The sequence below is a fragment of the Thalassococcus sp. BH17M4-6 genome, from assembly GCF_049323015.1.
Taxonomy (GTDB): Bacteria; Pseudomonadota; Alphaproteobacteria; order Rhodobacterales; family Rhodobacteraceae; genus Puniceibacterium.
In genome coordinates, this window is record NZ_JBMPGU010000001.1 from 506,186 (window position 1) to 529,411 (window position 23,226).

The 23,226-nt window shown below is 65.1% G+C and carries 22 protein-coding genes; 11 read left to right on the forward strand and 11 right to left on the reverse strand.

All coding sequences use genetic code 11. From position 1 onward, the window contains the following. Window positions 1–11: 11 nt before the first annotated feature. Both ACOXXX_RS02270 and ACOXXX_RS02275 read right to left on the reverse strand, forming a co-directional pair. Window positions 12–1,124 carry a Ppx/GppA phosphatase family protein gene (locus tag ACOXXX_RS02270; RefSeq protein WP_422824910.1) on the reverse strand — a complete coding sequence of 371 codons (1,113 nt, stop codon included), beginning with the start codon at window positions 1,122–1,124 and terminating at the stop codon, window positions 12–14. Window positions 1,125–1,205: 81 nt separating this feature from the next. Further along, on the reverse strand, window positions 1,206–1,856 hold the full coding sequence (locus ACOXXX_RS02275) for a sulfotransferase family 2 domain-containing protein (RefSeq protein ID WP_422824911.1): 651 nt from the start codon (window positions 1,854–1,856) through the stop codon (window positions 1,206–1,208). 255 nt (window positions 1,857–2,111) lie between these two features. Here ACOXXX_RS02275 and ACOXXX_RS02280 point away from each other — a divergent pair, with 255 nt between their 5' ends. The 4 genes from ACOXXX_RS02280 to ACOXXX_RS02295 are packed head-to-tail and all read left to right on the forward strand — an operon-like array spanning window position 2,112 to window position 5,128. Continuing rightward, window positions 2,112–2,408 carry a virulence factor gene (locus tag ACOXXX_RS02280; RefSeq protein ID WP_422824912.1) on the forward strand — a complete coding sequence of 99 codons (297 nt, stop codon included), beginning with the start codon at window positions 2,112–2,114 and terminating at the stop codon, window positions 2,406–2,408. A 28-nt stretch (window positions 2,409–2,436) separates the two neighbouring features. Then, complete coding sequence (locus tag ACOXXX_RS02285; protein ID WP_422824913.1) at window positions 2,437–3,366, forward strand: methylenetetrahydrofolate reductase; 930 nt, start codon at window positions 2,437–2,439, stop codon at window positions 3,364–3,366. 17 nt (window positions 3,367–3,383) lie between these two features. Then, on the forward strand, window positions 3,384–4,055 hold the full coding sequence (locus ACOXXX_RS02290) for an HAD family hydrolase (RefSeq protein ID WP_422824914.1): 672 nt from the start codon (window positions 3,384–3,386) through the stop codon (window positions 4,053–4,055). Further along, window positions 4,052–5,128, forward strand: coding sequence for a methyltetrahydrofolate cobalamin methyltransferase (locus tag ACOXXX_RS02295; protein WP_422824915.1), 1,077 nt, complete (start codon window positions 4,052–4,054; stop codon window positions 5,126–5,128). The genes ACOXXX_RS02290 and ACOXXX_RS02295 overlap by 4 nt, the downstream gene beginning before the upstream one ends. Before the next feature lie 83 nt (window positions 5,129–5,211). On the opposite strand, the gene mfd is transcribed toward ACOXXX_RS02295, so the two are convergent. After that, a complete protein-coding gene (gene mfd, locus ACOXXX_RS02300; RefSeq protein ID WP_422824916.1) occupies window positions 5,212–8,688 on the reverse strand; it encodes a transcription-repair coupling factor in 3,477 nt (1,158 codons plus the stop codon). Between the two features lie 53 nt (window positions 8,689–8,741). Beyond that, complete coding sequence (locus ACOXXX_RS02305) at window positions 8,742–9,269, reverse strand: component of SufBCD complex (protein ID WP_422824917.1); 528 nt, start codon at window positions 9,267–9,269, stop codon at window positions 8,742–8,744. 131 nt (window positions 9,270–9,400) lie between these two features. Between ACOXXX_RS02305 and hemB the strand changes: the two genes are divergently transcribed. Beyond that, the gene (gene hemB, locus ACOXXX_RS02310; protein ID WP_422824918.1) at window positions 9,401–10,396 is read left to right on the forward strand and encodes a porphobilinogen synthase; all 996 of its coding nucleotides are present in this window, start codon (window positions 9,401–9,403) and stop codon (window positions 10,394–10,396) included. A gap of 123 nt (window positions 10,397–10,519) precedes the next feature. Next, window positions 10,520–11,077, forward strand: coding sequence for a YSC84-related protein (locus tag ACOXXX_RS02315; protein ID WP_422824919.1), 558 nt, complete (start codon window positions 10,520–10,522; stop codon window positions 11,075–11,077). A gap of 170 nt (window positions 11,078–11,247) precedes the next feature. Here ACOXXX_RS02315 and ACOXXX_RS02320 read toward each other — a convergent pair whose 3' ends face one another. Continuing rightward, window positions 11,248–11,517 (reverse strand): usg protein, encoded by a 270-nt coding sequence (locus ACOXXX_RS02320; RefSeq protein ID WP_422824920.1) that lies wholly within the window; start codon window positions 11,515–11,517, stop codon window positions 11,248–11,250. 194 nt (window positions 11,518–11,711) lie between these two features. On the opposite strand from ACOXXX_RS02320, the gene gyrA reads away from it, so the two are divergent. The 3 genes from gyrA to ACOXXX_RS02335 all read left to right on the forward strand — a co-directional run bounded on the left by gyrA (window position 11,712) and on the right by ACOXXX_RS02335 (window position 16,079). After that, window positions 11,712–14,456, forward strand: a complete 2,745-nt coding sequence (gyrA, locus tag ACOXXX_RS02325; RefSeq protein WP_422824921.1) for a DNA gyrase subunit A — start codon at window positions 11,712–11,714, stop codon at window positions 14,454–14,456. Between the two features lie 305 nt (window positions 14,457–14,761). Then, window positions 14,762–15,625 (forward strand): LysR family transcriptional regulator, encoded by an 864-nt coding sequence (locus ACOXXX_RS02330; RefSeq protein WP_422824922.1) that lies wholly within the window; start codon window positions 14,762–14,764, stop codon window positions 15,623–15,625. Between the two features lie 100 nt (window positions 15,626–15,725). Next, window positions 15,726–16,079, forward strand: a complete 354-nt coding sequence (locus ACOXXX_RS02335; RefSeq protein WP_422824923.1) for a hypothetical protein — start codon at window positions 15,726–15,728, stop codon at window positions 16,077–16,079. A gap of 82 nt (window positions 16,080–16,161) precedes the next feature. On the opposite strand, the gene ACOXXX_RS02340 is transcribed toward ACOXXX_RS02335, so the two are convergent. Genes ACOXXX_RS02340 through ACOXXX_RS02350 form a run of 3 tightly spaced genes read right to left on the reverse strand, consistent with a single transcriptional unit; the run spans window position 16,162 to window position 19,577 of the window. Beyond that, entirely contained in the window at window positions 16,162–17,637 is a 1,476-nt protein-coding gene (locus ACOXXX_RS02340; RefSeq protein ID WP_422824924.1) for a carboxypeptidase M32, read from the reverse strand. After that, window positions 17,634–18,782 (reverse strand): heme A synthase, encoded by a 1,149-nt coding sequence (gene ctaA, locus ACOXXX_RS02345; RefSeq protein WP_422824925.1) that lies wholly within the window; start codon window positions 18,780–18,782, stop codon window positions 17,634–17,636. Before ctaA ends, ACOXXX_RS02340 begins: the two co-directional genes overlap by 4 nt. 51 nt (window positions 18,783–18,833) lie before the next feature. Continuing rightward, complete coding sequence (locus ACOXXX_RS02350; protein ID WP_422824926.1) at window positions 18,834–19,577, reverse strand: RNA methyltransferase; 744 nt, start codon at window positions 19,575–19,577, stop codon at window positions 18,834–18,836. A gap of 158 nt (window positions 19,578–19,735) precedes the next feature. Here ACOXXX_RS02350 and ACOXXX_RS02355 point away from each other — a divergent pair, with 158 nt between their 5' ends. Continuing rightward, entirely contained in the window at window positions 19,736–20,356 is a 621-nt protein-coding gene (locus tag ACOXXX_RS02355; protein ID WP_422824927.1) for a thiamine phosphate synthase, read from the forward strand. A gap of 297 nt (window positions 20,357–20,653) precedes the next feature. Here the strand turns inward: ACOXXX_RS02355 and ACOXXX_RS02360 are convergent, their stop codons facing one another. The 3 genes from ACOXXX_RS02360 to ACOXXX_RS02370 all read right to left on the reverse strand — a co-directional run bounded on the left by ACOXXX_RS02360 (window position 20,654) and on the right by ACOXXX_RS02370 (window position 22,595). Further along, a complete protein-coding gene (locus tag ACOXXX_RS02360) occupies window positions 20,654–21,490 on the reverse strand; it encodes a lysophospholipid acyltransferase family protein (RefSeq protein ID WP_422824928.1) in 837 nt (278 codons plus the stop codon). Then, on the reverse strand, window positions 21,487–22,260 hold the full coding sequence (locus ACOXXX_RS02365; protein WP_422824929.1) for a GNAT family N-acetyltransferase: 774 nt from the start codon (window positions 22,258–22,260) through the stop codon (window positions 21,487–21,489). Before ACOXXX_RS02365 ends, ACOXXX_RS02360 begins: the two co-directional genes overlap by 4 nt. A gap of 146 nt (window positions 22,261–22,406) precedes the next feature. Further along, window positions 22,407–22,595: a DUF3553 domain-containing protein gene (locus ACOXXX_RS02370; protein WP_422824930.1), complete on the reverse strand. Its 189-nt coding sequence runs from the start codon at window positions 22,593–22,595 to the stop codon at window positions 22,407–22,409. A 27-nt stretch (window positions 22,596–22,622) separates the two neighbouring features. Here ACOXXX_RS02370 and ACOXXX_RS02375 point away from each other — a divergent pair, with 27 nt between their 5' ends. Further along, complete coding sequence (locus ACOXXX_RS02375) at window positions 22,623–23,225, forward strand: histidine phosphotransferase family protein (RefSeq protein WP_422824931.1); 603 nt, start codon at window positions 22,623–22,625, stop codon at window positions 23,223–23,225. Window position 23,226 lies beyond the last annotated feature (1 nt).

Sequence of the window (23,226 nt, forward strand, 5' to 3'; positions counted from 1 at the left end):
ATGCCGTAGCCTCAGAACGGCCCGTCCTCGAGCACCCCGTCCGCCGACATCTGCGCGTAAAGCAAGCCTTCGCGCAGACCGCGGTCGGCCACCGACAGCCGGTCGGTGGGCCAGCAGCGCAACAGCGCCTGCAGGATCGCCGCCCCCGACATGATCAGCGCCTGCCGGTCCTGCCCGATGCGCGGGTCGCGGCGGCGCCCGGCGGGGCCCAGTTCCAGGTATTTCGCGATCACCGTCTCGATCTGGTCGCTGGTCATGCGCAGCCCGTCGACCTTGGTCCGGTCATAGCGGCGCAGCCCCAGATGCGAGGCCGCCACCGTCGTGACCGTGCCGCTGGTGCCGACGATCTGGAAGCCCTCGCGGGTCTGTTCGTCCTTGTACGGCGCGAATTCTGCGAGGTTTTCCTCAAAGAACCACGACATCAGCGCGTAGCGCGCGGCGTCATCCTCCACATCCGAGAACTGGTCGCGCAGCGTCGCCACCCCCAGCGGCACGGAAATCCAGTCGACGACCTTGGCGGCGGGAAACGGGCTTTCGGGCGGATGAAAGCCGGCATGCAGCCGCATGATCGCCTTGGGCCGGTCGCGGTGCGGCACCGACGAGATGTCGATCCACACCAGTTCCGTCGATCCGCCGCCGATATCGACCACCAGCAGCTGGTCGGTCTTGGTGCTGACCAGCGGCGCACAGGAGATGACAGCCAGCCGCGCCTCTTCCTCGGGCTGGATGATCTCGAGCTGCAGGCCGGTGTCGCGGCGCACCTGGCGGATGAACTCGCGCGCATTGGCGGCGCGGCGGCAGGCTTCGGTCGCGACGAGGCGCATGCGGCGCACGTTGTGCCGCTTGATCTTCTGCTGGCAGACCTTGAGTGCGGCGATGGTGCGCCCCATCGATCCACGGCTCAGCCGTCCGGTGCGTTCAAGACCTGCGCCCAGCTGCACGGATTTGGAGAAGCTGTCGACCACGTGAAACTGGTTGCCCTTGGGTTGGGCAATCAGCATGCGGCAACTGTTCGTTCCCAGATCCAGCGCAGCATAAAGCTGGTTCGGATCCGGGCTGTCGGGCGCGGGGCTCTCAACCGGTTTCGGGAACGCGCCCGCACCTTTGGGACGCTTTGGCGCCATGTCTTTGCGCCTTTTCCGATATCTTTGTTGCACACAGGATACGCAGCCGCCGCCCTTGCCGCAAGTTCCGATCGCATGCCGCTAGAGCGGATTGTCGTAATATCCCGACAGATAGCTGTATTCGTCGTCCAGAAAGGCGCGCAGTTTCCGAACGGTGCCGTATTTCAGATCGTCGATCTGCAGCCTTTCACCGCTCTTGTTCTCGCGCGGCAGGGTCACCGCTTGCCCGGTGATCCGCTCTAGGTCGGCGGGCAGCTGGCCCAGATCCTCGGTCCGGTAGATCCGGTCGTAACGCAGCGGCTTTGGGCCCAGGAACAGCTTGGCGCCCAGGCAATGATGCTTGATGATCGACGAAGCCTCGCAATAGGCCTGCAGGTTGGAAAAGAAGAAATCCGGGTCCGGATCCTTGGGCAGGTCAACGCGCCCGCGCAGGATCGAGCGGCAGTTGTGCAGATCGCGGAATTCAACGACGCGGTTTGTATAGACCGACATCAGCCGCTTGACCGGATCACGGACCACCGCAAAGCGCCAGTAATCGGCATAGGCCTGCCAGCGGTGCGGGCGAAAGCGCCGGGTGGGATAGATCGCGTGCCAGGTGTGGACGTCGATCTTGTCCTCGGGCGGCAGGGTCACGTCGGGGTCCACACGCGCCAGCGCCGCCTTGACCGAAGAGCACCCGGCCTTGGGCAACGCCATATAGGCGATCTTGTGGGACTCGACGGCGATTACCATGACCTGCTCTGGCCTATCTCTTTTTTGTTACGCAAAGCATAACCCTGATAGCCCCAGCGCACAACGTCCGGCACCGGCATGAATGGTCTTCATGTTCTGCGTTAGAACTATGAGGGTGGGTTGCTGTGGTACCTTGGACGCCCTGCCCCTATGCTGGACAGGTCGCAACACGCATTGCACCTGTCGAAAACGAACCCTGACCCACCGGGGCTTCGCACTAGACAGGGCGAAACCGGACCCGAAGAGGAATCATTCATGCCCGACGTCACCATCGTCTACTGGCGCGATATCCCGGCCCAGGTGATCGTGGGCAAGGGGCGTCGCGGGGCGAAGGTGCAACTGCCCGAACGGTTCGAGCAGGCCATCGACCGCGCCGCGATGAAGACCGGTGCGGCGGGTACGGATGACTACCTGGCAGAGTGGCGCAAGGCGCCGCCCTACCCGGTGGACGGTGACCAGGACGATGTGGCCAAATCCGAGGCCGCGCGGCTGGATGCGGAGTATGATCAGGACCGGATCAAGGCCCTGATCGCCAACGATGGATGGGCATAACCGCCCGATGCGACTGTGGGAGAGTGTGATGACACTGCTGAACTTCAAACGGCGTGAGACGCCGCAAGTCTCGAACGGTCAGGTGGAACACTTCCTGCAGGATTATTCCATCGAGGTGATGCCCCGCACCGCAGAGAAGGTCGAGGATTTCCGCGCCCTGCTGCCCGAAGGCACCCGCGTCTACATCGCCCATATCGACGGCACCCCGATCGAAGACATGGTCGCGACCGCCAAGCGGCTCAACGCCGACGGCTACAAGGTCATGCCGCATTTCCCGGCGCGCATCATCAAGGACCGCGCCACGCTGGCCGACTGGATCGCGCGCTATCAGGGCGAGGCGGATGTGAAACAGGCGCTTCTGCTGGCCGGTGGCGTCGCGACCCCCGCGGGCGATTTCCATTCGTCGATGCAGTTGCTCGAAACCGGGCTTTTCGATCAGGCCGGATTCACCCGGCTGCATGTCGCCGGCCACCCCGAGGGCAACCGCGACATCGATCTTGACGGCACCGACAAGAACGTCATGGACGCGCTGCGCTGGAAGCAGGCGTTTTCCGCGCGGACCGATGCGCAGATGGCGCTGGCCACGCAGTTCGCCTTTGACGCGGACCCCATCATCCGCTGGGCCGACCGGCTGCGGGCCGAGGGCATCACCCTGCCCGTCCATATCGGCATCGCGGGCCCCGCCAAGTTGCAGACGCTGATCAAATTCGCCATCGCCTGCGGTGTCGGCCCGTCGCTGAAGGTCCTGCAAAAGCGCGCGATGGACGTGACCAAGCTGCTGCTGCCCTACGAGCCCACCGACGTGCTGGCCAAGCTGGCGGCGCACAAGGCGGCGCATCCGGATTTCAACATCGAATCCGTGCATTTCTTCCCGCTGGGCGGCATCAAGACCTGCGCCGAATGGGCCATGGCCAACGGCGGTGCGGCGGGCGTGCCCGCAGCGCGCACCGGCGGCTGAGGCGACAAAGGATCGGTATGCACCTGGCGCTTCTCTTCGACCTTGACGGCACCCTGCTGCATTCCGATCCGCTGCATGCGGAGGTCTTTGTCGACCTCTTTGCAGAGCGCGGGCGCGACATCGACGAGGCGTTCTATCTGCGCGAAATCCACGGGCGGCAGAACGTCGACATCTTCAGCGAACATTTCCCCGACGAGGATCCACATGCGCTGTCCGACGCGAAAGAGGCCGCTTTTCGCGCGCGTTTGGGCGACCAGGCGCGACCGACGCCCGGCCTTCTGCCATTGCTGGACCGCGCCGATGACATGGGCTGGCCTGTCGCCGTGGTGACCAACGCGCCGCGCCGGAATGCCCGGGCCATGCTGGCCGCCATCGGCCTTGCCGACCGGTTCGCAACCGTGATCATCGGTGACGAATGCGCGCGCGGCAAACCCGACCCCGCCCCCTATCTGGCAGCGATGCAGGCGCTGAAGGTGACCGCCCACCAAAGCATCGCTTTCGAAGACAGCCCATCGGGGGTAAAAGCCGCCAAAGCCGCGGGCGCGCGCACCATCGGGCTGCGCTCGTCGCTGGACGATGCGGCCCTGCGTGCCGCGGGCGCCGACGCCAGCATCGCCGATTTCACAGACCCTGCCCTGCCCGCCCTTCTGGCGGCCCGGAACATCACCCAAGGAGCACCCACCGAATGACCCGCACGATCGTTGAATCGAAAACCAAAACCGCCATCATCGGCTTCGATCAGCCCTTTTGCGTCATCGGCGAACGCATCAACCCGACGGGCCGCAAGATCCTCGCCGCCGAGCTTGAGCAGGACGATTTTTCCCGGGTCGAGGCCGATGCCATCGCGCAGGTCGCCGCCGGTGCGACCGTGCTTGATGTGAACTCGGGCGCGGTCTTTTCCAACAAGATGGCCGAAGATCCGCGCTATGCCGACAACAACTTTGTCGAACCGATGCTGATGCCGGAACTGATCAAGCGTGTGCAGGCGGTCGTGGACGTGCCGATCTGCATCGACAGCTCGGTCCCCGGTGCTCTGGAAGCGGGGCTTGAAGCCTGCGAAGGTCGGCCGCTGCTGAACTCCGTCACCGGTGAGGAAGAGCGGCTCGAACTGGTGCTGCCTCTGGTCAAGAAATACAATGTGCCGGTGGTGGCCATCTCGAATGACGACACCGGTATTTCCGAAGACCCCGAGGTCCGGTTCGCCGTCGCCAAGAAGATCGTCGAGCGTGCAGCCGATTTCGGCATTCCCGCGCATGACATCGTGGTCGATCCGCTGGTCATGCCGATCGGCGCGATGTCGACCGCCGGGCTGCAGGTCTTTACGCTCGTGCGTCGTCTTCGCGACGAGCTGGGCGTGAACACCACATGCGGCGCGTCGAACATCAGCTTCGGCCTGCCCAACCGGCATGGCATCAACAATGCCTTCCTGCCCATGGCCATGGCCTGCGGCATGACCAGCGCCATCATGAACCCCATCGCCCTGCCGGTCGGGCCCACCAAGATCGCCGAAAAGCGCGCTCAGGTCGAAGCGGCGGGGATCGTTCTGCCGGCGGACATGGATGACGAGGCGTTCTGCCAGATGTTCGGCCTTGGCTCGACCAAACCCACCGCGGGCAAGGAGATGGAGGCGATCCGCGCCGCGAACTTCCTGACCGACAATGACCCGTCGGGCGCCGACTGGATCAAGTTCAACCGCGTCGCAGGTGCCGCCGAGGGCGGTGCGGGCGGGCGCCGCGCCGGGGGCCGCCGCCGCCGCGCCTGACCCGACCGGAGCCGGAATTCTCAAGAATTCCGGCCCGTTTTTCTTGAGAAAAACGCCCACCGCGCAAGACGCCTTGCCAGGTTTCAGGCGTCTTTGCGCAGCTTGATCGCCCCGGCCTTTTCGGCCAGATCGCGGGCGATGGCAAAAGCGCCCTGGATCTTGTCCTTGTCGCGTTTCCAATCGCGCCGCACAACGATCTTGTTGTCCTTGACCTTGGCCAGCCCGTCCTGCGCCTTAATGAATTCCACCAACCCTTCGGGCGAGGCGAATTTGTCGTTGTGAAACTGGATCGTCGCCCCTTTCGGCCCACCGTCGAGCTTGGCAATCCCGGCCTTCTTGCACATCGCCTTGATCCGCACGACCAGGAGCAGCGTGTTGACCTCGCGCGGGAGCTTGCCAAACCGGTCGATGAGTTCGGCGGCAAAGCCTTCCAACTCCACCTTCGTCGTCAGCGACGACAGCCGCCGGTACAGGCCCAGCCGCACGTCGAGGTCGGGAATATACTCCTCGGGGATCAGCACCGGCACGCCCAGATTGATCTGCGGTGCCCATTGATCGTCGGCCTCGGCCAGCCCCTCCATCTCGCCCGCGCGGATCTTGGCAATCGCCTCCTCCAGCATCGACTGGTAAAGCTCATAGCCCACATCGCGCATCTGGCCGGACTGTTCCTCGCCCAGAAGGTTGCCCGCGCCGCGAATGTCGAGATCCTGGCTGGCCAGCGTGAAGCCCGCCCCCAGCGTGTCGAGCGATCCCAGCACCCGCAGCCGCTTTTCCGCCGTCGCCGTCAGTTTCTTGCGCGGCTGGGTGGTCAGATAGGCATAGGCGCGGGTTTTTGAGCGCCCCACCCGGCCCCGGATCTGGTAAAGCTGCGCCAGCCCGTACATGTCCGCGCGATGGATGATCATCGTGTTGGCGGTGGGAATATCCAGCCCCGATTCCACGATTGTGGTCGCCAGCAGCACATCGAATTTGCCGTCATAGAAAGCATTCATGCGGTCGTCCAGCTCGCCCGCTGCCATCTGGCCATGCGCCACCAGATAGCTGACCTCGGGAACCTGATCGCGCAGGAACTCCTCGATCTCGGGCAGGTCGCTGATACGCGGCACCACAAAGAACGACTGCCCGCCGCGGTAATGTTCGCGCAGCAGCGCTTCGCGGATGGTCACGGCGTCGAATTCGCTGACATAGGTGCGGATCGCCAGCCGGTCGACGGGCGGCGTGCCGATGATCGACAGATCGCGCACGCCGGTCAGGCTCAGTTGCAGCGTGCGCGGGATCGGCGTCGCTGTCAGGGTCAGCACGTGGATGTCGGTGCGCAGCTGTTTCAGCCGCTCCTTGTGGGTAACGCCGAAATGCTGTTCCTCGTCGATGATCAACAGGCCAAGGTTGTGAAAGCGGATGCCCTTGGCGAGCAGCGCATGCGTCCCCACCACGATATCGACGGTGCCGCGTGCCAGCCCGTCGCGGGTGGCCTGTGCATCCTTTGCCGACACGAAGCGCGACAAGGGTTTGACCTGAATGGGAAATCCCCGAAACCGCTCGGCAAAGCCCTTGTAGTGCTGGCGCGCCAGCAGCGTGGTCGGCGCGATCACCGCGACCTGCACGCCCGACATCGCCGCGACAAAGGCTGCACGCATCGCGACCTCGGTCTTGCCAAAGCCGACATCGCCGCAGATCAGCCGGTCCATCGGCTGGCCAGAATGCATGTCGGCCATAACATCCTCGATCGCGCGCAGCTGATCGTCGGTTTCCTGATAGGGAAAGCGCGCCGAAAACGCATCCCATGACCCCGGCGGCGGGTCCATGACCGGCGCGGTGCGCAGCGCCCGTTCGGCGGCGATGCGAATGAGCCTGTCGGCAATCTCGCGGATACGTTCCTTGAGTCTGGCCTTCTTGGCCTGCCACGCACCGCCGCCCAGACGGTCCAGCAGCCCCTCTTCATGGCCGTAGCGCGACAGCAGTTCGATGTTTTCAACCGGCAGATAAAGCCTTGATCCTTCGGCATATTCCAGCAGAAGGCATTCATGCGCGGCGCCCGCAGCGGTGATCACCTCCATGCCCTGATAACGCCCGATGCCGTGATCCACATGCACCACCAGATCACCGGGCGACAGGCTTTGCGTTTCGGTCAGGAAGTTCTCGGCCTTGCGGCGTTTCTTCGGGGACCGGATCAGCCGGTCGCCCAGCACGTCCTGTTCGGAAATGACGGTGAGGCGGCTCTTGCCATCCTCGCTCCACGGCCCTTCGAACCCATGCTCCAGCGGCCAGACCGCCAGATGCAACCCGCGCTTGCCGATCCGCGTGCCGTTGGGCACCGGGATCGCCTCGGCCAGGCCCTCATCCTCGATGAGGCCGGTCAGACGTTCCCGCGCGCCTTCGGAATAGGACGCGATCAGCACCGGCCCCTCGGCCATCTTCGCCTTCACATGCGCCGCCAAGGCCCCGAAAAGGCTGACGCTTTCCTGCTGCCGCTCGGGCGCGAAATTGCGTCCGATGCGCCCGCCCGCATCCACCACACCGGGGCCAGAGGCCTGCGGGAGCGGGTTGAACTGCACCACCCGACGATCCCCCAAGGCCGCCTGCCAGGCCGCGTCATCGAGATACAGCAACCCCGGCGGCGCGGGTTTATAGACCGTGTCCATGCGGCCCTTGCTTTGCATCGCCAGCTTCCGCGTCTCGTACTGATCGGCGATGGTGTCCCACCGCGCCAGCCGCACCGGGGTGCTTTGATCGTCCAGCATCACGGTCGCGCCGGGCAGATAGTCGAACAGCGTTTCAAGCCGGTCGTGAAAGAACGGCAGCCAGTGTTCGATGCCCTGATGCTTGCGCCCCGCGCTCACCGCCTCGTAAAGCGGGTCGTCGGTGCCTGCGGCGCCAAATTCGATGCGGTAGTTCTGCCGGAACCGGGTGATCGCGGCCTCGTCCAGAATGACCTCGCTCACCGGCGCAAGCTCCACCACCTCGAGCTTTTCCGTGGTGCGCTGCGTGGCCGGATCAAAGCGCCGCGCGCCGTCCAGGATGTCGCCGAACAGATCGAGCCGCACCGGCCCGCCCTCGCCCGGCGGATAGATGTCGATGATGCCGCCGCGAATGGCGTAATCGCCCGGCTCCAGCACCGTGGGGGCCTGGGAAAAGCCCATGCGCACCAGAAAGTTGCGCAGCGCCTCTTCGTCGATCTGCCCGCCCACCGTGGCGGTGAACGCCGCCTCGCGCAGCACCTCGCGCGCGGGCACCCGCTGGGTCGCGGCGTTGAGCGTGGTCAGCAGCACGAACTCCCCGGGCATCCCGTGCACCAGCCCCGCCAGCGTCGCCATGCGCGCGGACGAGATGTCGGCATTGGGCGACACCCGGTCATAAGGGAGGCAATCCCAGCCCGGAAAACTGAAGACCGGCATGTCGGGCGCGAAAAAGGCCAGCGCGTCGCGGGTCTGCGCCAGCCGCTTGTCGTCGCGTGCCACATGCACCACGGGGCCGCCCGCGCGGGCGGCTTCCTTCAGGATCAGGCGGGCGTCGAACCCTTCGGGCGCGCCGCCCATGACAATCTGCTTCATCTCGGGCATGGCCGGTCACATGGCGCTGAAACCGCGCGGGGTCAAGCGCCCGCGCGCGTGGGTCACATCCCCAGGAAGCTCGCCGACAGGTTCTGGTACATCCCCCAGAGCGAGGTGACGAAGATCGAAATCATGCCGACGATCTGGGTATAGATGCGCTGCCGCCCCAGCCGCTTGTGCAACAGCGCGCCCTGCGCCCCCTCTTCGCGGATGCGGTGCGCGGTGGCGACGCTCAGCAAGGCGACGATGGCCATCGGGAAGGACAGAAAGAACACCGCCTGCGCCATCTCGACCCAGTAGACAAAGCCCAGGACCGCCAGCGCGGTCAGCACGAAACAGGCGAAGGCCAGGATCCACAGCCCCGCTTCGGAGGCGATGAAAAGGATGCGGTTGGCGTTGATGCGCACCATATCCTCGAGGTCGATTTCGGACTGGCCGCCGTGCTTGCGCGCCCGGCCCACCATGTCGAACGGCACGCCCAGAACCCAGTGGCTGGCGCTCGACCACATGACCGCCAGCGCGATCCAGAACCACAGGTTCGAAAACGACCGCATGTCGATCACTTCAAAGACGATGAGATGCCAGTCCAAGTCGCGCCCTTCGGGTTCTCTGCGGGCCGCGCGGGCGCCGTCTGCGGAGGTGAGGGCCACGCGGCAAAGCAGCCCTTGAGAATATCGGCATTCCATGCCACCCAAAGACGGCGTTTACAAGGACCAAGCCGATGAAACCGACGATAGCCGCCTTTCCCGCCACCCGACTGCGGCGCGCGCGCCGCACCCCGGCCCTGCGCGATCTGGTCCGCGAGACCCAGTTGACGCCCGCGGATTTCATCTGGCCGGTCTTCGTACGCGACGGCGAAGGGATCGAAGAGCCGATCGCCTCCATGCCCGGTGTGCTGCGCCGGTCGGTCGACAAGGTGGCCGAAGCCGCGGTCGAGGCGCAGGCCCTGGGCATCCCGGCGATCTGCCTTTTTCCCTATACCGATCCCGCGCTCAAGACCGAGGACTGCGCCGAGGCCTGGAACCCCGAGAACCTGAGCAACCGCGCCACCCGCGCGATCAAGGCCGCCGCCCCCGACATCGCGGTGATGACCGACGTGGCGCTCGACCCCTACAACATCAACGGGCACGACGGGTTCGTGGTCGACGGCGAGGTGGTCAACGACGCCACGGTCGAGGCGCTGGTCAAGCAGGCGCTGTCCCAGGCCGATGCCGGGGCCGACATCATCGGCCCCTCGGACATGATGGACGGACGTATCGGCGCGCTGCGCAGCGCTCTGGAATCCGCCGGCCACAGCCATGTCTGTTTGCTGAGCTATGCGGCGAAATACGCCTCGGCCTTCTATGGTCCGTTCCGCGACGCGGTGGGGGCGTCGGGCGCGCTCAAGGGCGACAAGAAGACCTACCAGATGGACCCCGCCAACAGCGACGAGGCGATGCGCCTGATCGAGCGTGACCTGACCGAAGGCGCGGACATGGTCATGGTCAAGCCCGGCATGCCCTATCTCGATATCTGCCGCCGCGCCAAGGACACCTTTGGTGCGCCGACCTTTGCCTACCAGGTGTCGGGCGAATATGCGATGCTGGCGGGCGCGGCGCAGAACGGCTGGGTCGACGGCGACGCGGTGATGCTGGAATCGCTGATGGCGTTCAAGCGCGCGGGCTGCGACGGGGTGCTCACCTACTTTGCCCCCGCCGCCGCACGGCTGCTCACATAACAGCGATCTGCCGCCTATAGTGGGTTAAGGACGTGACAGCCCCCGCATCTGGGGGTATTGTGCGAGCACAACCGGCGGGACAGCCGGAACCCTGAGGCTTTGACAACACAAAAGAGCGGTTCCATGACAGAATTCACACGCCGCGGGCTGATGCTCGCGCTTGGCAGCACCTTCCTTCTCGCCGCCTGCGGCAATGGCATCGGCAGCCGCGGCCCGGCTACCATCGACGCCCGGGTCGACGCGACGCTGGCGCAGCTTTATCGGCAATATCCCAACACCCGCACGCTCGAGGCGAAATCCACGGGCATCCTGGTGATGCCCCTGGTGACCGAGGCGGGCCTGGGCCTGGGCGGCGGCTACGGCCGCGGCGCGCTGCGCGTGGGCGGTGCCACGGTGGATTACTATTCCACCACCAAGGCCAGCGCCGGGCTGCAGATCGGCGCCCAGCAATATGCGCATGTGCTGTTCTTCATGACCGAGGATGCGCTGATGAACTTCCGCCGCTCGCCCGGTTGGGCGGCCGAGGCCAATATCGAATACGCCTTTCCCGATCAGGGCCAGACGCTGGCGGCGGAAACCACCACCTCGCTGGCCCCGGTCATCGCGGTGATCTTCGGCCAGTCCGGCCTGCGCGCGGGCGCCACGCTGGAAGGCGTCAAATACACCCGCATCATTCCCTGAGGCACGCGCCCGGTGGCGGGGTCAGGACCGAGGGGCCAGCCCCTCGGGCTCCCCGAGGGTTATTGAGAACCGGAGAAGACAAGAGCGCAGCACCCCCATTCTCCGGTTTTCAATAACCTCGGGGGAGTCGCGGCCCGCCGCGACGGGGGCAGAGCCCCCATCTTTCGATTTCAGTGATAGTGGAATTCGCCCACCATGTTGCGCCATTCGCCGCTGGCCAGCAGCTTGCGATGGGTATAGCGGACGGAATGCAGCGGGCCCTCGATACTGTCCTGCCAGAATTCGATGAATTCGAACAGTTTCGGGTGATCCGGCGCCAGATCATAGTCCTGCCAGACGAATGTGTTCAGCACATTCTGGTAGTCGGGCATCCGGTAAAACATCTCTGCCGTGGTCAGCCCGTAACCCCGCAACAGCAACTCGGTTTCGCTTTCCTGCATCGGTACACCTCTGTCTTGGTCCTGTGTAAAAGAATCATGCCAAGCAGTGATTTACTTTTCAATAAAAACAGTGTGTTAGCAGGCGGACCCGGTGGCTGCCAAAAACCGGCGGCGCTGCGGCATTGCGCCCCATATCCTGCCTCTGATATAAGCAAATCAACAAGATATAGCAAAAAGACGGACGGACAGGCCACGTGAGCGATACGCCAGAACCCCCTGAAAACGCAGATGAAAATCGCCCCGAGCGGCCCACCTTCCACGGACCGTCGATTTCCATCACCGAGGAAATGAAGTCGAGCTACCTCGATTACGCGATGAGCGTGATCGTCAGCCGTGCCATTCCCGATCTGCGCGACGGCCTGAAACCTGTGCATCGGCGCATTCTTTACGCGATGTACGAAACCAACAATGCGCATGACAAACCCTACCGCAAATCGGCGCGGCCCGTCGGCGATGTCATGGGCCAGTATCACCCGCATGGCGACAGCGCGATCTACGACGCGCTGGTGCGTATGGCGCAGGACTTTTCGATGTCGCTGCCGCTTCTGGACGGTCAGGGCAACTTCGGCTCCATGGACGGCGATAACCCTGCCGCCATGCGCTATACCGAGGTGCGGATGGACAAGCCCGCCGCCTATCTGCTCAACGATATCGACAAGGACACGGTCGATTTCCAGGACAACTACGACGGCAAGCAGCAGGAGCCGACAGTGCTTCCCGCCCGCTTTCCCAACATGCTGGTCAACGGCGCGGGCGGCATCGCCGTCGGCATGGCGACCAACATTCCGCCGCATAACCTGGGCGAAGTGGTCGACGCCTGCCTCGCGCTCATCGACGATCCGGACCTCAGCTCCGAACAGCTGATCCAGTACGTGCCCGGCCCCGACTTTCCCACCGGCGGGCTGATGCTGGGCCGGTCGGGCGCGCGCAAGGCCTATCTGGAAGGGCGCGGATCGGTGATCATTCGCGCGAAGACCCGGGTCGAAGAGCTGCGCAAGGACCGCTGGGCCATCGTCATCGACGAAATTCCCTATCAGGTGAACAAGTCCACGATGATCGAGCGCATCGCCGAGGCGGCGCGCGAAAAGCGGATCGAGGGCATCGCCCATGTGCAGGACGAATCCGACCGCAACGGCGTCCGCGTGGTGGTCGAACTCAAGCGCGACGCCACCGCCGAGGTGGTGCTGAATCAGCTGTTCCGCTTTACACCGATGCAGACCTCGTTCGGCTGCAACATGCTGGCGCTGAACGGCGGTCGGCCCGAACAACTGACGCTGCGGCGGTTCTTGACCTGCTTTATCGACTTCCGCGAGGACGTGGTGGCGCGGCGCACGGCCTACCTGCTGCGCAAGGCGCGCGAGCGCAGCCATATCCTGTGCGGTCTGGCGGTCGCGGTCAGCAATGTCGACGAGGTCGTGCGCACGATCCGCGCCTCTGCCGATGCCGCCGAGGCGCGCCAAAAGCTGATGGAGCGGCGCTGGCCCGCGGGCGAGATCCTGCCCTACATCAAGCTGATCGACGATCCGACCCACACGGCGAACGACGACGGCACCTATAACCTGAGCGAGATCCAGGCCCGCGCCATCCTCGACCTGCGCCTTCAGCGCCTGACCCAGCTGGGGGTCAAGGAAGTCACCGACGAGCTCGAAGAGCTGGCGGGCAAGATCAAGGAATACCTCGAAATTCTCAGCAGCCGCGAACGCATCATGGGCATCATCGCCGATGAACTGCGCGAGGTGCGCGAGCTGTTTGCCGTGCCGCGCCGGACCGAGATCCTCGACTGGTCCGGCGACATGGAAGACGAAGACCTGATCGAGCGCGAGGACATGGTTGTGACCGTGACCCAATCGGGCTGGATCAAGCGCACGCCGCTTGCGGATTTCCGTAGCCAGCGGCGCGGCGGCAAGGGACTGTCGGGCGGCGGCATGAAAGAGGATGACGTGGTCACCACGCTTTTCGTCGCCAACACCCATACGCAGCTCTTGTTCTTCACCACCGAAGGCATGGTCTACAAGCTCAAAACCTGGCGCCTGCCGCAAGGCAGCCGCACCTCCAAGGGCAAGGCGATCGTGAACATCCTGCCCATTCCCACGGGCGTGTCGATTGCCGCGATCATGCCGGTGGACCGGGACGAAAAGGACTGGGACGACCTGCAGATCGTCTTTGCCACCAGCGCGGGCGACGTGCGCCGCAACGCGCTGTCGGATTTCACCAACGTGATGCGCAACGGCAAGATCGCCATGGACCTGCCCGAAGGCGTGAGCCTTGTGAACGCGCGGATCGCGTCGGAACAGGATGACGTGATGCTGGTCACGGATTCGGGCCGCGCCATCCGCTTCCGCACGACGGATGTACGGGTCTTCAAGGGCCGCAAATCCACCGGCGTGCGCGGCATCCGCCTGAACGGCGATGACAGGGTCGTGTCGATGTCGGTGATCCGCAGCTTCGAGGCGGATCCGCAGGAACGCGCCGCCTATCTCAAGATGCGCCGCGCCATGGCGGGCCTCGCCGATGATGCGGAAAACGAGGACGAGGATGACGTCGCCCCCGGCGCGATCACCCAGGAACGCTATGCCGAGATGTCGGCGGCGGAAAACCTGATCCTGACGATCACCGCCAAGGGATCGGGCAAGCTGAGCTCGAGCCACGATTATCCGCTGCGCGGGCGCGGCGGCATGGGCGTGATGGCGATGGACAAGGCGATGCGCGGCGGGCCGCTTGTCGCGTCCTTCCCGGTCGAGATGGATGATCAGATCATGCTGGCCACCTCGAAGGGTCAGTCGATCCGGGTGCCGGTCGACGGCATTTCCTTCCGCTCGCGCAGCGCGGGCGGGGTTCGGGTCTTCAACACCGGTGCGGGTGAAACCGTGGTGTCGGTGGCCTGGATCGCGGACCAGGGCGACGAGGATCCCGTCGACGACACCAGCGAAGACGCCTGATCGGCACGCGCGGGCCCAACCGGGTCCGCGCCTGCAGAACTGCGGACCTGCCGCATACAGCGTCTGCGGCAAGCGCCTCGAATAAATGGGGTTTTTCTACACCATTTTGTTACCCCACGGCAGCGAGTTGTGTCTTTCCTTGCAAGGTAGGGTTGCGCGGATTATCGATAGTACAAGAAAAAAACAGGCAATCGCGCATCCGGCAAAATGGCCTCAACGGCGGCACGACGCAGCGTTCCTTCCCGGGTAGCGGGCTCCGAAAATCAATAACGTCCGGGCATGGGCACCGGCAGGGCAACAGGCACATGAACAATTGGGACGACCTGAGATTTCTCGTCGCGGTGTCCAAGGCGGGCACCATGTCGGGCGCGGCCCGAAGCCTTGGCACGAATACGGCCACCGTGTCGCGGCGCATGGAACGGCTGTCAGAGTCGCTTGGCACGCAGGCCTTCATCAAGACCGCCGACGGCTGGCGCCCGTCGGACGCGGTGGCGCAGCTGATCCAGCTTGCCCAGACCTTTGACGGAGAGATCCAGTCGGCCCTGAACAACCAGACGGGGAGCCCGAGTGCAGAGCCGGTCAAGATCGACATCGCCTGCCCGCCGGTCATCACCGCCGAGGTGCTGGTGCCGGGCATGCGGCGGCATTCCGACATGCTGGACGGCATTTCGCTCAGCTTCAGCGACCGGGTGACCACCGGCGGGCTTGGGGACCACGACGTGGTGATCCAGTACGGCGCGCCGGAAACCGGCCGGGTCATCACCCGTCGGGTCGGCGATCTGTCGTTCCGGCTTTTCGAGTTCACGGAAAACGCCGATACCTCGGGCAACTGGGCCGGTCTGAACGAAGAGCATGACGAGACGGAACTGATCCAGTTCGGGTTCGAAAATTACGGCCGCCCGCCCAGCATGCGGCTAAACAGCATCATGGCGCTCTTGCACCTGATGAAGGTGTCCCGTCTGCCCGGCCCGTTGCCCGACATCACCGCCACCCGTGAAGGCGGCCTGCGTCCGGTCAGCCCGAACAAACGCCCTTTCGTTGCGGATTTCTGGATGTTCTACCACGAAAGCCGCCGCACCGACCCCAAAGTTCGGGCCACCGCAGACTTCATAATGAAGTGCTTCGCGGAAGTGGAAACGCTGGCCGATACATCCCTGAAATGCGGATGATTGCATAATTGCAAACCCGCAGTTGTATTTTCGGCGTATTGCGGGGCAACAAGAGTTATGTCTTGATGTCTGTAACAGCAACAAAATTGCGAGCAGAACAATGACACCTTCCGGCCCTGCCCTGCGCTTTGGCGCCCGCCTTGCCCTTGTCGGCATCTTCGTGTCCAGCGTCTTGTCCACCATCGCCGGTGATCACATCATCGGGGCTGCCGCCCTTTGCAGCCTGCTGACCGTGGTCTCTCTCTGGTTGGCCTTTGGGGTGCGCACGCGTGTGATGGCGCTCTTGGGCATTGCGCTTTACATCGGCCTCGACGGGCTCGTCCCCGGTTTCGAAAATCTCTCCACCTACGCCCTCATCGAACTGGTCGTCGCCGTTTCGCTGGCCCTGCCGCTGATCGCCTATGGCGGCGGGCGGTATTGCACCTACCGCGGCGGTTGGCAGAACGTCATCTGACGCGGCTCTGATCTCTCCACACCGTGACTGGGCGCACCTTCGGGTTGCCCCCTTTTTTGTGCCTCCGCCGTTTGACGATGCATCACAGCCCGTAGATCGCGCCGAATTTCGCCTCGAGGTAATCGAGCAGCGGCTTTTCCGACGGCTCTGCCCCCACGGCTCGCGCGATGGTGTCGCGCGGCTCGTATAGCCCGCCGTGCTTCTGCACCTTTTCGCGCAGCCACCCTGTCGCCGCGTCCAGATCGCCTGCGACCAGCTGATCGTCCAGCCCCGGCACGTCGCGGCGCAACGCCTCGTGCAGGCAACCTGCATAGACATTGCCCAGAGTATAGGTCGGGAAATAGCCGAACAGCCCCGCCGACCAGTGCACGTCCTGAAGCACGCCATTCGACGGACGATCCACGGCAAAGCCGAAATCCGCCTCGAACCGGTCGTTCCACGCCGCCTCAAGATCTTCGACCTCGAGCGCGCGGGAAATCAGCGCGCGTTCCAGATCGTAGCGCAGCAGCACGTGCAGGTTGTACTGCACCTCGTCCGCCTCGGTCCGGATGAAGCCATTGTGCACCCGGTTCACGGTGGCAAAGAACGCCTCTTCATCGGACACGCCGAAATCGCCAAACGCCTCGGTCATCTGGCTGAAAAGCCAGCCGGTGAAGGCGCGGCTGCGCCCCAGCTGGTTTTCATAGATGCGGCTTTGGCTTTCGTGCACACCCATCGACGCGCCCTGCCCGATGGGCGTAAAGCGGAAGTCGGCATCGACGGCCTGTTCATAGGCACCGTGGCCGACCTCGTGGATCGTGGAATAAAGGCAGTTGAAGGGATCAAGCGCATTGGTCCGCGTGGTGATCCGCACATCGTTGCCAGAGCCCGAGCTGAACGGATGCACCGCCTTGTCGACCCGTCCCCGGCTCATGTCATAGCCAAAGACCTTGGCGACCTGGCGCGCCAGCTTCATCTGCGCCGCCTCGTCGAACGATCCGGTCAGGGCCTGCGGTTGCGGCCGGGCCAACACCGCCTCGCGCAGAGCCACCAGACGCGGGCGCAGCGCACCGAACATCCTGTCCAGATCGGCGGCGGTCGCGCCGGGTTCGTAATCCTGCAAAAGCGCGTCATAAACGTCACCGCCATCGGACAGCGCGGCGCCTTCCTCGCGGCGCAGGCCCAGCACCTCTTTCAACAGCGGCGCAAACCGGGCGAAATCGTCGTCGGCGCGCGCCTCGGCCCAGACCACATGGGCCTTGCTGGTGACGCGGGCAATCTCGGACGCAAGCCGCGCGGGCACCTTGCCCGCCCGGGTAAAGGACCGGCGGATTTCGCGCACCTGCGCGCGGCCCGCCCGATCCAGCGATGCCTCGTCGATCTGGTCCAGCCAGTCACCGACACGCGGATCGGTGCGGCGGGCATGCAGCACGCCCTCGATCGCCGCCAGTTCCTCGGCCCGCTGGTCCGACGCGCCGCGCGGCATCATGGTTTCCTGATCCCAGCCCAGTCGCCCGGCGATCTGACCAAGCGCGCCGGTGTCCTTCTGAAACGTCATCAAATCGTCAAAGGCGTTCATGCAACGCTCCCCCGGATGGATTGGCTGGCGGGATAGCCCGCGGCGAAGCGCGCGCGCAGGATCAGCACCCACAGAATGACAGCGCCCACCTGATGCACAATGGCAATCTGCCACGGCGCGCCATAGATCACCGTGACGATGCCCAGAACCATCTGCAGCAGCATCATCGCCAGCACCGCGTTGAACCGGAACCGGGTGTCAGTGTTGGGCGATTTGCGCGACCGCCGCCAGACGATCAGGCCGTAGACCAACAGCAGATAGCCCGCCATGCGGTGCAGGAACTGCACCAGCGCGTCGTTTTCAAAGAAGTTGCGCCAGACCGGTGTGATCTCGAACGGGGTGGGCGGCCAGAAGCCGCCGCCCATCAGCGGCCAATCGGTATAGTTGCGCCCGGCGTCGATACCCGCCACCAGCGCGCCCAGCAGGATCTGGAGGAAAGCAAAGTGCATCAGTCCGGTGGACATGCCGAAAAGCCGCGCCTCGCGCGCGCGGCGGGCCTGCATCAGCACCCGTTCGGGCTGGCCCAGCTGAAACACGTACCAGGCGATGAGGCCCAGAATGACAAAGGCCAGACCCAGGTGGATGGCCAGCCGGTAGCTTGCCACATCCAGCATCGTCCCGGTGAGGCCCGAGGACACCATCCACCAGCCCACAGCCCCCTGCAGCCCGCCAAGCGCGCCCAGCCCCAGAAGCCTTGGCGCCCAGCCGGTGGGCATCTTGCGGGTCAGCAGAAAGCCGAAAAAACCAAGCGCCCAGACCAGCCCGATGACCCGGCCTAGCTGTCTGTGGCCCCATTCCCACCAGTAGATGAACTGGAATTCCGACAGGCTCATGCCCCTGTTCTGTAGCTGGTATTCGGGGATGGCCTTGTATTTATCGAACTCGGAGTCCCAGGCCGCGGCATCCATGGGCGGCAGCGCGCCGGTGACGGGCCGCCATTCGGTGATCGAAAGGCCCGAGTCGGTCAGCCGCGTGAGACCGCCTACGGCGATCATCACCATGACCAGCGCGAAAAGGATCATCAGCCAGACCCGCACAGCGCCGCGCGCGCCGCCCCGGCCCTTGTCGATCACCCCGCCCGCCGGTTTCGCGACCTCGGCCTTGGCCGTGCCCACCTCTTCGAAAATGCTGCGCTTGCCGCTCATGTGGTTCTCCTTGCCGGGCGGAACTTAGGCCCCTGTCGCAGCGCCTTCAAGTCAGCCCCGCTCCTTCCAGCGGACCATCTGACGCAGGATGCCATGCAACATACGCACATCCACCTGGGTCAGGGGCATCCGGCTCCAGAGATTGCGCAGGTTCAGCTTCATGCTCTGTTCCTTGTGCTCGGGAAAGAAGAACCCGGCCTGCGCCAGCCGCTCTTCGTAATGGTCGGCAAGCTTTTCCACTTCCGTCACGCTGGCCCAGTCGGTGCCCGCCATCTCGACCCGCCGGTCGGTTACGGCCCCCTGCGCACGCCGCCATTCATATGCGGTGAGCAGAACGCATTGCCCGAGGTTGAGCGACGGGAATTCCGGGTTCACCGGCACGGTGATCAGCGCATTGGCCACCGCGATATCGCTATTTTCCAGCCCTGCCCGTTCCGGTCCGAAAAGCACGGCCACCTTCTGGCCCGCGGCGATCCGCTCCGCCGCGTCCGTCATTGCGGCCTCAGGGCTCAGCACAGGGTTGGTCAGGTCACGGGTCCGCGCAGTGGTGGCATAGACATAGGTGCAATCGCCCACGGCCGCCGCCGTGCTGTCATAAATCTGCGCCTCGTCCAGAAGCCGACCCGCGCCGCTGGCCATGGCCGTGGCGGCCGGATTGGGCCAGCCGTCGCGCGGGCTGGTCAGACGCATCCGGTCCAGGCCGAAATTCCACATCGCCCGCGCCGCCGCACCGATGTTTTCGCCCATCTGGGGCCGGATCAGCACAAAGGCGGGCTGGGGCGTTTCTGTCGGCATCGCATCCTCGCAACTCACACCGGTGTGACTACGCCGGCCGCGCGCCCTTCGCAAGATGCGCGCCCGGCATCTTTGGACCCCGAAACCCGGATGGTCAAAGCCGCCCGCCCGCGCTATAGCCACCGACACCGCGACCCACCGCCCCAAAGGATCCTCAGATGGCCGAAGACGAGCAGCCGCAAATCACGCTTCTCACCCCGCCCGATTTCGACCTCGGCAGCTTTCCCGCGCAGCTGGACGCGGTGCTGGCCGCGCATCCGGTCGCCTGTCTGCGGCTGGGGCTGGCCACCCGCGACGAAGACCGGATCATGCGCGCGGCCGATGCCTGCCGCGAGGTGGCGCATCGGCACGACGTGGCGATGGTCATCGACACCCATGTGGTGCTGGCGCAGCGGCTGGGCCTGGACGGCGTGCACCTTCTCGACGGGGCGCGCACGGTCCGCTACGCCCGCAAGGAACTGGGGGCCGACGCGATCGTCGGCGCCTTCTGCGGCGCGTCGCAGCACGACGGCATGACCGCGGGCGAAGCGGGCGCGGACTATATCGGCTTCGGTCCGGTGGGCGCCTCGGCGCTTGGCGACGGCACCCGGGCCGACCTCGACCTTTTCCAGTGGTGGAGCGAGGTCATCGAACTGCCCGTGGTCGCCGAAGGTGCGCTCGACCCCGACACCGTGGCGGCCTATGCGCCCTTCACCGATTTCTTCACCTTCGGAGAAGAGATCTGGTCCACCGACGACCCGGCAAAGGCCCTCTCTGCTCTCACTGCCGCAATGCGCTGATCGCGACGATGGTCCGCCAGGACCGGAGAAGCTGCGCTTGCGCCTGATGCGATTGGCCTGAAACGGACCTTGCGCAACCGAATGAGGAGCCGCGCCATTGCAGTCGCGCGCGGATGCGATCCGACCTCTGCGCTCAGGCGCTTTATCCCGGCCAAATCCGCACGCCACCCCGCGATGCACCAAGCTCAGCCAAATCGCAGCCGCGTGGGAGCGCGACTGCGATGGCGCGGCGGCTTCGCCTTGATTCCGCGCCGGGTGCTCAACTCATACGTCCGCTGAAGGTTGCTCGCGCGCGGTTCAATCCGTCTGCATCTCGCCCTGGACCGCGTGCCCGCGCCGCACCTGATCCTCCAGATGCCGGGCCAGGCTCTTGCGGTTTGCAAAGGCATCGACACGCACCGGCGGGTGATAGAACAGCTCAACCCGCCCCTGCTGCCGGGCCGCCAGCGTCCGCAGCAGATGCGTGCCAAAGCTCATGTCGCCCCACCAGCCGTAGAACCGCGGATCCTCCCCCTCGGGCGCGTGATAGATCACCGACACCGCCTGCACCTGCATCTCATGCCGCAAGGCATCCGCAAAAAAGGCCGCAAACAGCGTCGTCTTGAACGGCAGCACCTGCTGCCCGTCGGTCGAGGTACCTTCGGGAAAGAACAGCAGCCGGTGCCCGTGCAACAGCCGTTCCTCGAAGATCTGCGTCTGGCTGCGCGCCTCTTTCGGGTCGCGCTTGATAAAGACCGTGCCGGTGGCGCGGGCCAGCCAGCCGATGCCGGGCCAGCCCGCGACCTCGGATTTCGACACGAAATAGACGTTCTTGCGGGAATTGAGCGCGAAGATGTCCAGCCAGCTAGTGTGGTTCGCCACCACCGCCCCCGGCCCGCCCAGCCGGGGCCCGTGCACGTGGATCGGCAATTGCAGGATGACAAAGGCGGCACGGCAGACACCTTGGGTGATATAGGGCGTGACCGGCCGGTCGACGCCGCAGAGCGGCCGCTCGATCAGCCGCACCAGCAACAGCACCGCCAGCCCGCCAAAGACCACCGTGCCCAGCACCGCGCCGCGCAGCAGGATGCGCAGCCAGCCCGCGAGGCCCGGCGGGCGTTCCTCGGGCTCCGGTGCGCCGGTCCAGGTGGTCATGTTCCGGCCCCGCCCGCACCGGCGCGGGCATAAAGCCCCTTCTGCCGCGCGTTCATCCGTTCGGTGTCCATCACCAGGCACACATCGGTGGTGTTGAAGGCATGATCGACAAAGGCCCCGTCGCCCACAACCCCCCCCAGACGCAGATAGGCCTTGATCAGCGCGGGAATCTGCAACAGCGCCTGCTTGCGGTCGACCTCCTCGGGCGGCACGAGGTCCATGCGCTGGTATTGCCGCGCCCGGACCCGCAGATCCTCCGGCGCCAGATGCCGGTGCGCCAGCAGCGACAGCGGCTGGTGCAGCGCCGCGATGTCGGTGCCGTGAAAGCTGGCCACGCCGAACAGGATCTCGATCTCGTGCGCGACCACGTAGTCCGCCAGCGCCTGCCAGAGGTGCATCATCGCCGTGCCGCCCCGGTAGTCGCTGTGCAGGCAGGACCGCCCCAGTTCCAGCAACCGCCGCCCCGAGCCGCGCAGCGCGGCCAGATCGTATTCATCTTCGGAGTAGAACTGCCCCGCGGCGCGCGCGCCGTCCTCACGCAAGAGCCGGTAGACCCCGACCGCCTCGCCCGGGCGCTGCCCGTCCCACAGGATCAGGTGATCGACGAAGCGGTCGAACGGGTCGGTTTCCAGGCGCGCATCGTGATCCACCCCTGCGCCGGCCCCGCCCAGTTCCGCGATAAAAACCTCGTACCGCAGGCGCTGCGCCGCGCGTATCTCGGCCTGGTCGCGCGCCAGGCGCACCGAAAACTGCGGCGCCTTATCCGCCATCTGCCCACCCCTCTGGTCGCCTGTCGCGCTTTTACGTGCCCGGCCAGCCGGGGGAAACCGGTTTTGCGCGACATCCGTCCCGACCGCCATGCCGATCCGGTGACAGCACGCCGATTCGAGATTAATCTTTCATAAATCTTACGCGCCTAGGTTTCGGTATCGAAGACCGGCACCAGCGCGACACGGGATCCGTCCATGACCACCTTGCCAGCCTCGCGGAAATTGACAGTGATGCGGCCGCCGATGTTGGATTGCACCTGGCCCAGCCCCCAATCCGGCTGGTCGGGGTGCCGGACCAGCATCCCGGGTTCCAGCAGCGCGTTGAGTTCGTCCATTGTCTTCTGCCTTGTCCGGAGGGTCTGATGCCCAACGATACCGATGATCTGGCCGTAATGATAGGGTCGCGCATCTGCCACGATCTCATCAGCCCGATCGGCGCGATCAGCAACGGGCTGGAGCTGATGTCGCTGGGCGGGGCCGCCGCCCTTGGCCCGGAATTCGAGCTGATCAACGACAGCTGCGCCAGCGCCACCGCCCGGATTCGGTTCTTTCGCGTGGCCTTCGGCAGCTCGCCGGGCGCGCAGCGCATGGCGCGGCGCGAAATCACCGGCATTATGGACGATATCGCCCGCGGCAGCCGGGTCAGCAGCCGCTGGCAGCCGCCCGGCGACCTGAGCCGCGACGCGGTGCAGCTGGCGTTCCTGACCTATCTATGCCTGGAAACCGCCATGCCCCGCGGCGGCACCGTGACCTTTGACCACGACAGCGATGGCTGGCACATTCGTGCAGAAACGGCCCATCTGGCGATGGGAAATGGCCTTTGGACGCTGTTCAGCGATCCGGGCACGCCGGTCGAGGTGACGCCGTCACGGGTCGAATTCGCCCTGCTCGACCGTCTGACGCGCGCGGCGGGTCAGTCGGTGCGGGTGACGCAGGGCGACGGGACCCTGACGCTGCGGATCTGAC